Source organism: Streptomyces sp. MMS24-W38, from assembly GCF_059889265.1.
The window spans coordinates 1,515,776-1,529,044 of record NZ_JCBCPP010000001.1 but is presented as its reverse complement, the minus strand read 5'-3'; the positions used below and the strand labels follow the sequence as shown (position 1 = coordinate 1,529,044).

At 69.9% G+C, this 13,269-nt stretch carries 17 protein-coding genes and 1 pseudogene; 16 read left to right on the top strand and 2 right to left on the bottom strand.

The features are described from left to right. The first annotated feature begins 39 nt into the window (after positions 1–39). Positions 40–1,590 carry a signal recognition particle protein gene (ffh, locus tag AC6F7H_RS05590; RefSeq protein ID WP_500755580.1) on the top strand — a complete coding sequence of 517 codons (1,551 nt, stop codon included), beginning with the start codon at positions 40–42 and terminating at the stop codon, positions 1,588–1,590. A 72-nt stretch (positions 1,591–1,662) separates the two neighbouring features. Here ffh and AC6F7H_RS05585 read toward each other — a convergent pair whose 3' ends face one another. Beyond that, the gene (locus AC6F7H_RS05585; protein WP_500755578.1) at positions 1,663–2,535 is read right to left on the bottom strand and encodes a methyltransferase domain-containing protein; all 873 of its coding nucleotides are present in this window, start codon (positions 2,533–2,535) and stop codon (positions 1,663–1,665) included. Positions 2,536–3,155: 620 nt separating this feature from the next. Between AC6F7H_RS05585 and AC6F7H_RS05580 the strand changes: the two genes are divergently transcribed. The 14 genes and pseudogenes from AC6F7H_RS05580 to AC6F7H_RS05515 form a co-directional block, all read left to right on the top strand. Beyond that, on the top strand, positions 3,156–3,758 hold the full coding sequence (locus AC6F7H_RS05580) for a hypothetical protein (RefSeq protein WP_500755576.1): 603 nt from the start codon (positions 3,156–3,158) through the stop codon (positions 3,756–3,758). Positions 3,759–4,095: 337 nt separating this feature from the next. Next, positions 4,096–4,524: a 30S ribosomal protein S16 gene (rpsP, locus tag AC6F7H_RS05575; RefSeq protein ID WP_109381757.1), complete on the top strand. Its 429-nt coding sequence runs from the start codon at positions 4,096–4,098 to the stop codon at positions 4,522–4,524. A 2-nt stretch (positions 4,525–4,526) separates the two neighbouring features. Then, entirely contained in the window at positions 4,527–4,766 is a 240-nt protein-coding gene (locus AC6F7H_RS05570) for an RNA-binding protein (protein ID WP_109381758.1), read from the top strand. An 81-nt stretch (positions 4,767–4,847) separates the two neighbouring features. Continuing rightward, on the top strand, positions 4,848–5,414 hold the full coding sequence (gene rimM / locus AC6F7H_RS05565; RefSeq protein WP_363036689.1) for a ribosome maturation factor RimM: 567 nt from the start codon (positions 4,848–4,850) through the stop codon (positions 5,412–5,414). Beyond that, complete coding sequence (trmD, locus tag AC6F7H_RS05560) at positions 5,414–6,247, top strand: tRNA (guanosine(37)-N1)-methyltransferase TrmD (protein WP_500761670.1); 834 nt, start codon at positions 5,414–5,416, stop codon at positions 6,245–6,247. The genes rimM and trmD overlap by 1 nt, the downstream gene beginning before the upstream one ends. Before the next feature lie 133 nt (positions 6,248–6,380). After that, positions 6,381–6,731: a 50S ribosomal protein L19 gene (gene rplS, locus AC6F7H_RS05555; protein ID WP_363036691.1), complete on the top strand. Its 351-nt coding sequence runs from the start codon at positions 6,381–6,383 to the stop codon at positions 6,729–6,731. A gap of 45 nt (positions 6,732–6,776) precedes the next feature. Then, the gene (lepB, locus tag AC6F7H_RS05550; RefSeq protein WP_500755575.1) at positions 6,777–7,517 is read left to right on the top strand and encodes a signal peptidase I; all 741 of its coding nucleotides are present in this window, start codon (positions 6,777–6,779) and stop codon (positions 7,515–7,517) included. Continuing rightward, positions 7,510–8,604 carry a signal peptidase I gene (gene lepB / locus AC6F7H_RS05545; protein ID WP_500755574.1) on the top strand — a complete coding sequence of 365 codons (1,095 nt, stop codon included), beginning with the start codon at positions 7,510–7,512 and terminating at the stop codon, positions 8,602–8,604. Before lepB (AC6F7H_RS05550) ends, lepB (AC6F7H_RS05545) begins: the two co-directional genes overlap by 8 nt. Beyond that, entirely contained in the window at positions 8,492–9,472 is a 981-nt protein-coding gene (gene lepB / locus AC6F7H_RS05540) for a signal peptidase I (RefSeq protein ID WP_500755573.1), read from the top strand. Before lepB (AC6F7H_RS05545) ends, lepB (AC6F7H_RS05540) begins: the two co-directional genes overlap by 113 nt. A gap of 54 nt (positions 9,473–9,526) precedes the next feature. Then, positions 9,527–10,306 carry a signal peptidase I gene (gene lepB, locus AC6F7H_RS05535; RefSeq protein ID WP_500755571.1) on the top strand — a complete coding sequence of 260 codons (780 nt, stop codon included), beginning with the start codon at positions 9,527–9,529 and terminating at the stop codon, positions 10,304–10,306. Further along, positions 10,296–10,820 carry an NUDIX hydrolase gene (locus tag AC6F7H_RS05530; protein WP_500755570.1) on the top strand — a complete coding sequence of 175 codons (525 nt, stop codon included), beginning with the start codon at positions 10,296–10,298 and terminating at the stop codon, positions 10,818–10,820. The genes lepB (AC6F7H_RS05535) and AC6F7H_RS05530 overlap by 11 nt, the downstream gene beginning before the upstream one ends. Before the next feature lie 106 nt (positions 10,821–10,926). Beyond that, complete coding sequence (locus AC6F7H_RS05525; RefSeq protein WP_003965949.1) at positions 10,927–11,235, top strand: DUF2469 domain-containing protein; 309 nt, start codon at positions 10,927–10,929, stop codon at positions 11,233–11,235. A 98-nt stretch (positions 11,236–11,333) separates the two neighbouring features. Continuing rightward, on the top strand, positions 11,334–11,735 hold the full coding sequence (locus AC6F7H_RS05520; RefSeq protein ID WP_363036703.1) for a YraN family protein: 402 nt from the start codon (positions 11,334–11,336) through the stop codon (positions 11,733–11,735). Position 11,736: 1 nt separating this feature from the next. Further along, positions 11,737–12,489, top strand: a pseudogene (locus AC6F7H_RS05515) (magnesium chelatase domain-containing protein); the annotation flags it as partial. A 62-nt stretch (positions 12,490–12,551) separates the two neighbouring features. On the opposite strand, the gene AC6F7H_RS05510 reads toward AC6F7H_RS05515, so the two are convergent. Then, positions 12,552–12,773: a GntR family transcriptional regulator gene (locus AC6F7H_RS05510; RefSeq protein WP_500755569.1), complete on the bottom strand. Its 222-nt coding sequence runs from the start codon at positions 12,771–12,773 to the stop codon at positions 12,552–12,554. A gap of 153 nt (positions 12,774–12,926) precedes the next feature. On the opposite strand from AC6F7H_RS05510, the gene AC6F7H_RS05505 reads away from it, so the two are divergent. Continuing rightward, positions 12,927–13,232 (top strand): hypothetical protein, encoded by a 306-nt coding sequence (locus AC6F7H_RS05505; RefSeq protein WP_500755568.1) that lies wholly within the window; start codon positions 12,927–12,929, stop codon positions 13,230–13,232. The last annotated feature ends 37 nt before the right edge of the window (positions 13,233–13,269 follow it).

Here is a 13,269-nt window from a genome sequence, read left to right as displayed (position 1 = left end):
AGCCCAGTTCCGCCCCCGACCCCGAGGACCGACGCCGCCGTGTTCGATACTCTCTCCGACCGCCTCAGCGCGACCTTCAAAAACCTCCGCGGAAAAGGCCGGCTGAGCGAAGCGGACATCGACGCCACGGCGCGTGAGATCCGCATCGCTCTGCTGGAAGCGGACGTGGCCCTCCCCGTCGTCCGGGCATTCATCAAGAATGTCAAGGACAGGGCTCTGGGCGCCGAGGTCTCCAAGGCGCTCAACCCGGCGCAGCAGATCATCAAGATCGTCAATGACGAACTGATCACCATCCTCGGCGGCGAGACCCGCCGGCTGCGCTTCGCCAAGCAGCCGCCGACCGTGATCATGCTGGCCGGTCTGCAGGGTGCCGGTAAGACCACGCTCGCGGGCAAGCTCGGCAAGTGGCTCAAGGACCAGGGGCACTCCCCTGTGCTGGTCGCCGCCGACCTCCAGCGTCCGAACGCGGTCAACCAGCTCAGCGTCGTCGCCGAGCGCGCGGGCGTCGCCGTCTACGCGCCCGAGCCGGGCAACGGCGTGGGCGACCCGGTGAAGGTCGCCAAGGACTCCATCGAGTTCGCGAAGACCAAGGTGCACGACATCGTGATCGTGGACACCGCCGGCCGCCTGGGCATCGACCAGGAGATGATGCAGCAGGCTGCGGACATCAGGGACGCCGTTCACCCCGATGAGATCCTCTTCGTCGTCGACGCGATGATCGGTCAGGACGCCGTCAACACCGCCGAGGCCTTCCGCGACGGCGTCGGCTTCGACGGCGTGGTGCTCTCCAAGCTCGACGGTGACGCCCGCGGTGGTGCGGCGCTGTCGATCCGTCAGGTCACCGGCAAGCCGATCATGTTCGCGTCGAACGGTGAGAAGCTCGACGACTTCGACGCCTTCCACCCGGACCGGATGGCCTCCCGCATCCTCGACATGGGTGACCTGCTCACCCTGATCGAGCAGGCGGAGAAGACCTTCAGCCAGGAAGAGGCCGCCCAGATGGCCTCCAAGCTGGCGTCCAAGAAGGGCCAGGACTTCACCCTGGACGACTTCCTGGCCCAGATGGAGCAGGTCAGGAAAATGGGCTCGATCTCCAAGCTGCTCGGCATGCTGCCCGGCATGGGGCAGATCAAGGACCAGATCAACAACCTCGACGAGCGGGACGTCGACCGCACCGCCGCGATCATCAAGTCGATGACCCCGGCCGAGCGGCAGGACGCGACCATCATCAACGGCTCCCGCCGCGCCCGTATCGCCAAGGGTGCCGGTGTCGAGGTCAGCGCCGTGAAGTCCCTGGTGGAGCGGTTCTTCGAGGCCCGCAAGATGATGTCCCGCATGGCCCAGGGCGGCGGCATGCCGGGGATGCCCGGGATGCCGGGCATGGGCGGCGGCCCCGGCCGGCAGAAGAAGAAGCAGAAGCAGGCCAAGGGCAAGCAGCGCTCCGGCAACCCGATGAAGCGCAAGCAGCAGGAGCAGGAGGAGGCCGCGCGCCGCGCGGCGGCCGCGGAGGGCGGCAACGCCTTCGGGCTGCCGCAGCAGGGCGGCCAGGACTTCGAGCTGCCCGACGAGTTCAAGAAGTTCATGGGCTGAGAAGTCCGGGACTCACGGCCCCGTCCGTACGGCACGGGGCACCCCTTGGCCAAGGGGTGCCCCGTGACGGCGTCAGGGCGTTCGTGCGATCAGGTACCGGAACACGTTCGGCATCCACACGGTGCCGTCCTGCCGCTGGTACGGGTGCAGCGCCTCAGTCAGTTCCTTGTTCACCTGCACCTGGTCCGTCGCGACGATCGCCGGGTCGAACAATCCCGTCGAGAGCAGTCCCCGTACGGCGCTGTCCACGTCGGCGTATCCGAAGGGGCAGGCCACCCTTCCCGAGCCGTCCGGCCGGAGACCCGCGCGCCGGGCGACCTCCTCCAGATCGTCGCGGTGCGCGGGGCGCCAGTCGCCCGTGCCGCGCACCGGCTCCGCCAGCCTGGTGGCCACCCGGAGCACGGACGCCGTGGCGCAGCGTTCCGGCGGGCCCCAGCCGGTGAGCACCACGGCCGCTCCGCGTCCGGCGAGCGGCGTCGCCTCGGCGAGCAGTCCCCCCAGTTCTTCCGCGTCGCCCGCGAGGCATCCGATCGGTTCGAAGGCGGTCACCACGGTGTACCCGGCGGTGCCCGTTCGGGCCGCCCCGGGGGAGCCGTCCACGATCCGGGTGTCCGTGCGCCCCCGCGTGCGTGGGCCCCGCCCGGCGGGCAGCAACCGTTCGCGTGCGTGGGCCAGTCGGGCGGACGAGGCGTCGACACCGGTGACCGCGGCGCCCCGGGAGGCCGCCATCAGCAAGGCGAGCCCCGAACCGCATCCGAGGCCGAGCAGCCGTGTCGCGGGCCCCACGTCCAGTCGCTCGTAGACGGCCTCGTAAAGAGGTACGAGCATCCTCTCCTGTATCTCGGACCAGTCACGCGCGCGTGCCCGCCGGTCCACGCGAGGACCGTGCCCCGTAGGGCCGTGCTCCGTACGAGGAAGGTGCTGCCCCACGAGCGTAGGTGTCATAGGTAAGCGCCCCAATCAGCCGAGAGTTGCCGCCGTGCCCGATCACTTGACCCCGTGCAGTGCGCTCGCACTCCCCCCGTATGCCAGGAAACTCCGCCCTCGACCCGGCGTCCAGTGGAACGGGGCGGCGGCTTGGGAGTCGCTCGTGCCAGTGGCAAGAATTCACATTCCGGAAATCGCGGGGTGATGAGCCGGTTCCGGCCAAGGTCCGCAAACCCCTGATCGAGGTCGTGTCCGGTCGTGTCCCCCCCATAAGGGCCGGGCCGGTGCCGGGTACCGTCGGCGGACCCGGTAACGTCGCGGTCGCGGCACTCGCCCACCGGGCGTCGTGGCACTCGTCCACAGGGGCCGGGGCGCTCCGCCGTGAGAGAGCGGCCGAAACGCCTCTTGCGTACCGGTGGATCGCAGACGCACCGGCGCGCGGGCCCCGCGTACGCGCCGGACAGGGGGACGGTGTACGTCAGCCTACGCACCACCTTGAGGTGAGCTGCGAGGCTTCTCCGCAGATCAGCGCACCCGCCCGTCGTCGGGACGCATGAGCGGGTACTGACGGGTAAGGGCAAATTATTTGGGATGCCCCGGAATCGGAACACAGAGGCACCCCGGCTCGTTGTCATTACGTGAGCACGACACAGACACCACCTGTACTCGCCGCAGAACTGGCGCAGGCGTGGGCCGACATTCAGCGGTACCACCCCGAGCTGCCCGATCTTGCCGCGCCCGAGTCCCTGATCGGGGAGTCGTCGTCCGCGTGCGGTCACGAACTCTCCTTCGAGCGACTGCTGCACGAGGCAGTCCATGGCGTCGCCGCCGCGCGCGGCGTACGCGACACCTCCCGCGCCGGCCGCTACCACAACCGCCGATTCCTCGCGATCGCCGAGGAACTGGGTCTGGACCATCCCGACGAGCCGCATCCCAGCAGCGGCTTCTCGCTGGTCGTACTCACCCCGGAGGCGAAGCGCCGCTACCGCCCGACGACGGAGCGTCTCCAGCGCGCCCTGAAGGCGCATTCCGCCGCGACCGCGGGTGACACCGCCCGCAGCTTCCGAGGTCCGGCGGCACGGCACGGTTCGTCCGGCGGTGGTGTGCGCGTCAAGGCCGTCTGCGACTGCGGTCGCAATGTGCGCGTCGTCCCGTCGGTGCTGGCCCAGGCCCCCATCGTCTGCGGTGGCTGCGGCAAGCCGTTCAGGATCCCTGAGACGGTGGCCTCGGCGGCGAGCTGACCGCGACCCGGCATCTCGTGGGTGCCGGACGCGTCGGGACGGGCCCCGGAGGCGTGCGGGTGCCGTCCCGCATGCCGCTCCGGGGCCGGTCGTGCCGCAGGGCGGACCCGCCCGGCGCGATGGCGCCGCCGCGCCGGGCGGGTCCGAGCCCTGCCCGCGTGCGGGCCCGCGGTCCCGGGTGCCCCGCGGTGTGTGGCACAATGACTAGCTGTACTCGACAGCCGCACAGGAACCCTCTCGCCTCCGGCTGACGCGTCCATCGGGCAATCGGGTACCGCAACCCCACGCGGCCGTCCCGCCGTGCCCAACCACGTCAAATCCAGGAGAACTCACTCCCGTGGCAGTCAAGATCAAGCTGAAGCGTCTGGGCAAGATCCGTTCGCCTCACTACCGCATCATCGTCGCCGACTCCCGTACCCGCCGTGACGGCCGGGCCATCGAGGAGATCGGCAAGTACCACCCGACGTACAACCCGTCGGTCATCGAGGTCGACGGTGAGCGCGTGGCGTACTGGCTCGGTGTCGGCGCCCAGCCGACCGAGCCCGTGCTCGCCATCCTCAAGAAGACCGGCGACTGGCAGAAGTTCAAGGGCGAGCCCGCCCCGGCCCCGCTGCTGCAGCAGGCCGAGAAGGCCGCGCGCCCGTCGTTCGACGCGCTCGGCGGCGAGGACGAGGGCAAGGGTGAGGCGATCACCCAGAAGAAGAAGACCGAGAAGAAGGACGAGGCCGCCGCTGAGTCCTCCTCGTCTGCGTCGACCGAGGCCTGAGCATGCTCGAGGAGGCTCTCGAGCACCTCGTGAAGGGCATCGTCGACAATCCTGACGATGTGCGGGTCGCCTCGCGCGACCTGCGCCGCGGGCGGGTGCTCGAGGTCCGGGTCCACCCGGACGACCTCGGCAAGGTGATCGGCCGCAACGGCCGCACCGCACGCGCTCTGCGGACCGTCGTGGGCGCCATCGGCGGCCGCGGTGTCCGTGTCGACCTCGTCGACGTGGACCACGTCCGCTGACGCTCAGCGCAACCGGCTCGGGCCGGGGAGGGCCTCAGGGCCGTCCCCGGCCCGTCGTCGTACGACAGGAGATCAAGCACAGTGCAGCTGGTAGTCGCTCGCATCGGCCGTGCCCACGGCATCAAGGGTGAGGTCACCGTGGAGGTCCGCACCGATGAGCCGGAGCTGAGGCTCGGGCCCGGCGCCGTCCTGGCCACCGATCCCGCCACCGCCGGTCCGCTCACCATCGAGACCGGCCGGGTGCACAGCGGTCGCCTCCTGCTGCGTTTCGAGGGCGTCCGCGACCGCACCGGCGCCGAGGCGCTGCGCAACACCCTGCTCATCGCCGAGGTCGATCCGAACGAGCGGCCCGAGGACGAGGACGAGTACTACGACCACCAGCTGATCGACCTGGACGTCGTCACCGAGGACGGGCAGCACGTCGGCCGGATCACCGAGATCTCCCATCTGCCGACGCAGGACCTGTTCGTGGTGGAACGCCCCGACGGCAGCGAGGTGTTCGTGCCGTTCGTGGAGCAGATCGTCACCGGGATCGATCTCGAGGAGCAGCGCGCGGTCATCGACCCGCCGCCGGGCCTGATCGACGACCGGGGTGCCGACGACGAAGTCGCTGATGGACGCGGTGCTTCCTCGCGGGACGAGGCATGATGCGGCTCGACGTCGTCACCATCTTCCCCGAGTACCTCGAACCGCTGAACGTCTCCCTCGTGGGCAAGGCACGCGCGCGTGGACAACTGAACGTCCAGGTCCACGACCTCCGCTCGTGGACCCACGACCGGCACAACACCGTCGACGACACCCCGTACGGCGGCGGCCCCGGCATGGTCATGAAGACCGAACCGTGGGGTGAGGCACTCGACGAGGTCCTGGCGGACGGCTACGAGACCGGCTCGCACACGCCCGTCCTGGTCGTCCCCACCCCCAGCGGCCGCCCCTTCACCCAGGAGCTCGCCGTCCAGCTCTCCGAGTGTCCCTGGCTGATCTTCACCCCGGCCCGTTACGAGGGCATCGACCGGCGCGTCGTCGACGAGTACGCGACCCGTATGCCCGTCCACGAGGTGTCCATCGGCGACTACGTGCTGGCCGGCGGCGAGGCAGCCGTCCTCGTGGTCACCGAGGCCGTGGCCCGGCTGCTGCCCGGCGTCCTGGGCAACGCCGAGTCCCACCGGGACGACTCCTTCGCCCCGGGCGCGATGGCGAGCCTCCTGGAAGGGCCCGTCCACACCAAGCCGCCCGTCTGGCGGGGCCGGGGGATTCCCGAGGTACTGCTCAGCGGGCACCACGGGAAGATCGCCCGCTGGCGGCGCGACGAGGCGCTCAAGCGCACCACCGCGAACCGGCCCGACCTCATCGAACGCTGTGAACCGGGGGCCTTCGACAAGAAGGACCGCGAGATGCTTTCCATCCTGGGCTGGGAACCGGACCCGGAGGGGGAGCCCCACGGCCGATTTTGGCGCAGGACCGGCGGCGTGGAAGAATAGGCCGCTGTTGTGCGCCGTCCGGCGTGCGCCCCTGCCGCAGGGGGACACGACGCCCGCCCCGAAGCGCACGTCCTGGATCCGAACCTCTAGTTGCCGTTGATGACCTGCGGCATCAGCGAAGAAAGCAGACGAAATGTCTCACCTGCTCGACTCCGTCGACTCCGCGTCGCTGCGCAGCGACATCCCGGCCTTCCGTCCCGGTGACACCGTCAACGTCCACGTGCGCGTCATCGAGGGCAACCGCACTCGTGTGCAGCAGTTCAAGGGCGTGGTGATCCGCCGCCAGGGTGCCGGCGTGCGCGAGACCTTCACGGTCCGCAAGGTCTCCTTCTCCGTCGGCGTCGAGCGCACCTTCCCGGTGCACACCCCGATCGTGGAGAAGATCGAGCTCGTCACCAAGGGTGACGTCCGTCGCGCCAAGCTGTACTACCTGCGTGACCTGCGCGGCAAGGCGGCGAAGATCAAGGAGAAGCGCGAGAACTGAGCGCTTTTCCGAGGTGAGCCCGGGGCCGGATAACATCTGGCCTCGATGGACACCGAAGCACAGCCGACGGAGCGCGACCGCTCCTCCCACCCGGCCGGACCCGAGGAGACCTCGGAGGCCCCGGGTCCGGAGGAACGGTCGCGTTCCTCGTTGGTGCCGCGTCTCGTGGGCGGACTCCCCGGAGGGTGGATCACCGCGACCCTGCTGTCGGTGATGCTGCTCCTGTTCGCGCTCAGCACGTTCGTGGCACGGCCGTTCCAGATCCCCAGCGGATCGATGGAGCCCTCGTTGAGGGCCGGGGACCGCGTTCTCGTACTGAAGTCGGCATACCGTTTCGGAGCCGGGCCGCAACGCGGCGACGTGGTGGTGTTCGACGGCACCGGGTATTTCGGGGACACCGACTACATCAAGCGCGTTGTCGGTGTGGGTGGGGACCACGTGGTCTGCTGCGACAGGGAGGGGAGGATCCGGGTGAACGGCCGGTCGGTCGACGAGTCGGGCTTCCTGTTCCCCGGCGAGAGCGCCTCCACCGTGCCCTTCGACGTGGTCGTGCCCGAGGGGCGCCTGTTCGTCCTCGGTGATCACCGAGGCGACTCCAGCGACTCCCGCGACCATCTCGGATCGCCCGGCGGCGGCATGATCCCGGTGAGCGCGGTGATCGGCCGCGCCGACTGGATCGTCTCGCCCTTCGACCGCACCACCCGGCTGCACCGCCCCGACGCCTACGCGCGCGTGCCGGCACCGGGGACGAACGCGGCGCACCCCGGGGAGGGGGCCCATGGGTAACCGCGGCAAACCCCGCGGCGGCCCGGTGAGCGCCGCGGAGAACCTGCTGCCCACCGGCGTGCGCCGCACGGTCAGCGCGGCCGACGGACGGAGCCGGGCCGACCGGCGCAAGCTCCAGCGGAAGGTCAAGCGGCGGCGCAGGCGCGGCGCGGTCAAGGAGATACCGCTCCTGATCGGGGTCGCCGTCGTGATAGCGCTGGTGCTGAAGACGTTCCTCGTCCAGGCCTTCGTCATCCCGTCCGGCTCCATGGAGCAGACGATCCAGGTCGGCGACCGCGTCCTGGTCGACAAGCTCACCCCGTGGTTCGGCTCCAAGCCGCAGCGCGGGGACGTCGTCGTGTTCAAGGACCCCGGTGGTTGGCTGCAGGACGAGCAGACCACTCCCACGAGGGACGACCCGGTCGGCGTCAAGCAGGTCAAGGACGGCCTCACCTTCATCGGGCTGCTGCCGTCGGAGAACGAGAAAGACCTCATCAAGCGGGTCGTCGGAGTCGGCGGCGACCAGGTCAGGTGCTGTGACACACAGGGCCGGGTCACCGTCAACGGCGTACCCCTGGAGGAGGGCGACTACCTCTACCCGGGCAACGCCCCCTCCACGACGCCGTTCGAGGTCACCGTGCCCGAGGGGCGCCTGTGGGTGATGGGCGACCACCGGTCCAACTCCGCCGATTCCCGGTCCCACCAGGACACCGACTACGGCGGCACCGTCTCCGAGGAGGAGGTGGTGGGCCGGGCCATGGTCATCGCCTGGCCGTTCGCCCACTGGAACACTCTGGACGAACCAGAAACCTATGCGTCCGTGGCGGACCCGACACGCGGGTCGACCGCTGCCGCCCCGCTGTCGCATAGGGTTGCCCAGAACCATTCGAACGGAATGGTTCAGCTCCCGAGCCCTGCGGAACTCCCGCTCGTTATGGGAGTGGTGGGCCTGCGCCGCGCATGGGGCAGGCGGCGGCACAGAGTGAGGAGCTGGCGTGGGGGATGTGGCGGTTGGCGCACGATCCGGAGCCGACGGCGAGGAGCATCGCGATCGGCCCGCGGAGCCGGAGGTCCCGGCCGGGGACAGCGCCGCGACCTCCGGGAATGACTCCCCGGCGGTCGAGGAGGACAGCGTGAGGGACGACCGGACGAAGACCGGGGACCAGGGGTCGGGCGATTCGCCCCGTCAGGAGAAGAAGCCACGCTCCTTCTGGAAGGAACTGCCCATCCTGGTCGGTATCGCGCTGGTGCTGGCGCTGCTGATCAAGACATTCCTGCTGCAGGCGTTCTCGATCCCGTCGGACTCGATGCAGAACACCCTCCAGCAGGGTGACCGCGTCCTGGTCGACAAGCTCACCCCCTGGTTCGGTTCCGAGCCCGAGCGCGGCGAGGTCGTGGTCTTCCACGACCCCGACAACTGGCTGGCGGGCGAGCCGACGCCGCAGGCCAACGCGCTGCAGAAGGTCCTCAGCTGGATCGGCCTGATGCCGTCCGTGGAGGAGAAGGACCTGATCAAGCGGGTCGTCGGGGTCGGCGGAGACGTCGTCGAGTGCAAGGGCACCGGGCCGCTGACGGTCAACGGCGCCGCCCTGAACGAGGCGTCGTACGTCTATCCGGGCAACACACCGTGCAGCCAGGACGACCAGGGCGGCCAGTTCAGGGTCGTGGTGCCCGCGGGTCACATCTGGGTCATGGGTGACCACCGGCAGAACTCCCGGGACTCCCGGTACAACCAGGCCGACAAGAACCACGGCATGGTCCCGGTGCAGGAAGTCGTCGGCCGTGCCGTCGTCATCGGCTGGCCGGTCAGCCGCTGGGACTACCTCGAGGTCCCGGCCACCTTCGACCAGCCCGCGCTGAACAACGAGGCGTCGGCCGGGGCGGCCCTGTCGGCGGCGCCCCAGGGGCTCGCGCTGATGGGCGCCGTGCCGCTGGTGCTGTGGCGGCGCAGGACCGGTGGTGGTGGCGAGCGCTGAGCGCCGCCGAGGAGGGGCTGCCCCGGTTCGGTACCGCCGGGTAGGGTGCCGTCCATGACTGGTCGGAGCACGACGCGTACGGCTTCGCGGGGTGGCGGTGCGGGCCGGGGCCCGGCGGGTGGCCGGACCGGGCAGCGACTGTCCTCACTGGCCGTGGCGCTGGGCATGGCGCTCTTCCTCGGCGGGTTCGCGTGGGGAGCGCTCGTGTACCGGCCGTACACCGTGCCCACCACCTCGATGGCGCCGACGATCGGCGCCGGTGACCGGGTGCTGGCCCAGCGCATCGACAGCGGTGACGTCCGCCGCGGTGACATCGTGGTCTTCGAGGACACGAACTGGGCGAACGTACCGGTCCTCAAGCGGGTGGTCGCCGTCGGCGGCGACACCGTCTCCTGCTGCGAGGACGGTCGGCTGAAGGTCAACGGTACGAAGATCGACGAACCGTATCTCTCCGAGGACGAGGTGGCCGGGTTCAGCGGCTTCCCGGAAGTGACCGTGCCGAAGGGCCGACTGTTCCTGCTCGGTGACGAGCGCGCCGGTTCCGTGGACTCCACCTCCCATCTCACCGACGCCGCGAACGGCACCGTCTCGCGCAAAGCCGTCCAGGCCCGGGTCGACGCCGTGGTCTGGCCGATGGAGGGCATGCTGAGGGCCCCCACCGGCTTCGAAGAACTCGGCGCCCTCTCCTCACCGGGGCCGCTGCGGACGGTCGTCGCCCTGGTGATCGCCGGCGCGGTACTCATCTTCGGCGGCGCCGCGTACGGCCCCCTCGCCGAGCGGGCCGGAGCCTCCCGGGCGCGGAAGGCGGACGCGGGGGCGTCCGGTGGCCGCTGAGCCGGTCCGCCCGGCCGAGGACTCCTACGACGGCGGGCTGCGCAGGGTCGCCCGCGTGGTGCTGCTCGACCCGCGGGACCGCATCCTGCTGCTGCACGGTCATGAACCGGACGACCCGGCCGACGACTGGTGGTTCACACCCGGCGGCGGCGTGGAGGGCGACGAGAGTCGGGAGCAGGCCGCGCTGCGGGAGCTCGCGGAGGAGACGGGCATCACCGAGGTGGAGCTGGGGCCCGTGCTGTGGCGGAGGCAGTGCTCCTTCCCGTTCGCGGGCCGCCGCTGGGACCAGGACGAGTGGTACTACCTCGCCCGCACCACCCGGACGGTCACCAAAGCCACGGCGCTGACCGAACTGGAGCAGCGCAGTGTCGCCGGAGCGCGCTGGTGGACGTACCCGGAACTGGCGCGGGCGCATGAGACGGTGTACCCGACCAGACTCGCCGAACTGCTGCGCACGCTGCTCGAGGAGGGCCCTCCGGCCGGACCCGTGACCCTCGACACCGAGATCGTCTAGCGAAAGGTCCCGGGAGCTGTCCGGCAGGGCAGACCGGCTTCAGGGAACGGAGGCCCCTGGGACTGGCGCACAATGGTGGGATCGCACGGGTGAAGGGGAACATGCCATGAGCGCCGAGGACCTCGAGAAGTACGAGACCGAGATGGAGCTCAAGCTCTACCGGGAGTACCGCGACGTCGTCGGTCTGTTCAAATACGTGATCGAGACCGAGCGCCGCTTCTATCTGACCAACGACTACGAGATGCAGGTGCACTCGGTCCAGGGCGAGGTGTTCTTCGAGGTGTCCATGGCGGATGCCTGGGTCTGGGACATGTACCGGCCGGCCAGGTTCGTGAAACAGGTGCGCGTCCTCACGTTCAAGGACGTGAACATCGAGGAGCTCAACAAGAGCGATCTGGAGCTCCCCGGCGGGTGACAGGAGCCCCCGGCGGGTGACAGGAGCCCCCGGCGGGTGACGGAGTTGTCCACAACCGCCGGGTTGTCCACCAAGATCCACTTCGGGCGGCCGACTGCGTGACGGTTGGTGCCGGAGGTGGTGCCGACATGAACACCCAGCAGGCACGCAGCGCACTCGGCAGGTACGGCGAGGCGCTGGCCGCGCGGCGGCTGGCGCAGGCCGGAATGACGGTCCTGGAGCGCAACTGGCGCTGCGGCAGAACCGGCGAGATCGATATCGTGGCCAGGGACGGAGACGTCCTCGTCGTCTGCGAGGTGAAGACCCGCAGGGCCGCGTCCTTCCAGCACCCCATGGCGGCCGTCGACCCGGCCAAGGCGAGCCGCCTGCGGGACCTGGCGCAGCGCTGGCTCCAGGCGCACGGGGGAGCACCGCCCGGCGGCGTCCGCATCGACCTGATCGGCGTCCTGCTGCCGGAGCGGGGCGCGCCCCGGGTCGAGCACGTCCGGGGGGTGGCCTGAGATGGGGTTCGCCCGTACCTGCTCGGTGGCGCTGGTGGGCGTCGAGGGCGTGGTCGTGGAGGTCCAGGCCGACCTGGAACCGGGAGTGGCGGCGTTCACCCTGGTGGGGCTGCCGGACAAGAGCCTGACGGAGAGCCGGGACCGGGTCAGGGCCGCCGTGGTCAACTCCGGTGCGGAGTGGCCGCAGAAGAAGCTCACCGTGGGACTCAGCCCGGCTTCGGTGCCGAAGGCCGGCAGTGGCTTCGACCTGGCCGTCGCCAGTGCCGTCCTGGGCGCCGCCGAGCGGATCGATCCGCGGGTGCTCGCCGACCTCGTGATGATCGGTGAGCTGGGACTGGACGGCAGAGTGCGACCGGTCCGGGGCACGCTGCCCGCGGTCATCGCGGCGGCCGACGCGGGGTACGAACAGGTGGTGGTGCCCGAGTGCGCCGCCGCCGAGGCCTCGCTGGTGCCGGGTGTGTCGGTACTGGGCATCCGCAGTCTGCGCCAGCTGATCGCCGTACTCACCGACGAACCCGTGCCCGAGGAGGAACCCGGCGGCCAGGGGCGGCCCGATCCGCTCCTGGCCGGGCTGCGGGTCCCCGGCACCGGCGCGGCCACCGGCATGCACAGCGCCGGCTCGGCCCACTACGACCCGGGCTGTGACCTTGCCGATCTCGCCGACGTCGTCGGCCAGCTTCCGGCGCGGACCGGGGTGGAGGTGGCGGCGGCCGGCGGGCACCACCTGTTCCTCGAAGGACCGCCGGGCGCGGGTACACACTGAAGGAGACAGACTAGCAGCATGCGCCAAACAGGCCGCTGACCTGCAAGGATGCGCTACAGAACGAAGGTTCCGATGCCTGGTTCGGTCCTCAGTAGTCCAGCCTCGCGGATGTCGACAAGGGCCCGTTGTGCTGTCGAGTTGGCCACGGAGAACTCAGCGGCAATCTCCAGCACGCTGGGAAACTTCGACCCGGCGGGATAGGTGTCGTCTTCGAGACGCTGCAAGAGCACGTCCCGTACTTGCGTCCACGCTGCCCGGGTCCTATCGATCTCCATACGGCGATGATCGGGTTTCGCGGACTTTCAGGCATCCGAGGGTTTCGAGGCTTACGCTGGCTTCGAGGGTTTCGACCCTTGCCACAAAAAAGACCCCGGCAACGCGGGCTAGGCGTTCCGGGGCTGTGGCCGATCACGCGAAGGGTGACCGACATGAGCGAGCGTACCGAGACTTTCCCTGGGCTCCGCCGTCTTCCGTGGCGTACCGAGAGCGGCAATCCCGCATACCTGGACAGCGACGACCCGAACAGTCTCCTGTCCCTCATGGCTGACAGCGTCGAGAACCAGCACATCGAGAGCGCTGAAACCATGCTGGGGCTTGTCCGGCCCATGTACGCGCCTGAGGCACGCCTGACGGCCGATGAAGCTCTCTTCATGCTGCGACGCACGGCGGAGTGCCTGAGCGACGTAATCGACGTGGCGCGGATGCGTGGCGAACGGTTGGGGACAGCGGACTGACCAGACGCAAAGAAGCCCCTACCCGCTGACCATGCCG

Coding starts and splice junctions, on each gene's coding strand:
- lepB (WP_500755575.1), top strand. CDS start 6,777: ATGGACACCGAAGCACAGCCGACGGAGCGCGACCGCTCCTCCCACCCG.
- rplS (WP_363036691.1), top strand. CDS start 6,381: ATGTCTCACCTGCTCGACTCCGTCGACTCCGCGTCGCTGCGCAGCGAC.
- trmD (WP_500761670.1), top strand. CDS start 5,414: ATGCGGCTCGACGTCGTCACCATCTTCCCCGAGTACCTCGAACCGCTG.
- AC6F7H_RS05525 (WP_003965949.1), top strand. CDS start 10,927: ATGAGCGCCGAGGACCTCGAGAAGTACGAGACCGAGATGGAGCTCAAG.
- lepB (WP_500755574.1), top strand. CDS start 7,510: ATGGGTAACCGCGGCAAACCCCGCGGCGGCCCGGTGAGCGCCGCGGAG.
- AC6F7H_RS05570 (WP_109381758.1), top strand. CDS start 4,527: ATGCTCGAGGAGGCTCTCGAGCACCTCGTGAAGGGCATCGTCGACAAT.
- AC6F7H_RS05585 (WP_500755578.1), bottom strand. CDS start 2,535: ATGACACCTACGCTCGTGGGGCAGCACCTTCCTCGTACGGAGCACGGC.
- lepB (WP_500755571.1), top strand. CDS start 9,527: ATGACTGGTCGGAGCACGACGCGTACGGCTTCGCGGGGTGGCGGTGCG.
- AC6F7H_RS05510 (WP_500755569.1), bottom strand. CDS start 12,773: ATGGAGATCGATAGGACCCGGGCAGCGTGGACGCAAGTACGGGACGTG.
- AC6F7H_RS05505 (WP_500755568.1), top strand. CDS start 12,927: ATGAGCGAGCGTACCGAGACTTTCCCTGGGCTCCGCCGTCTTCCGTGG.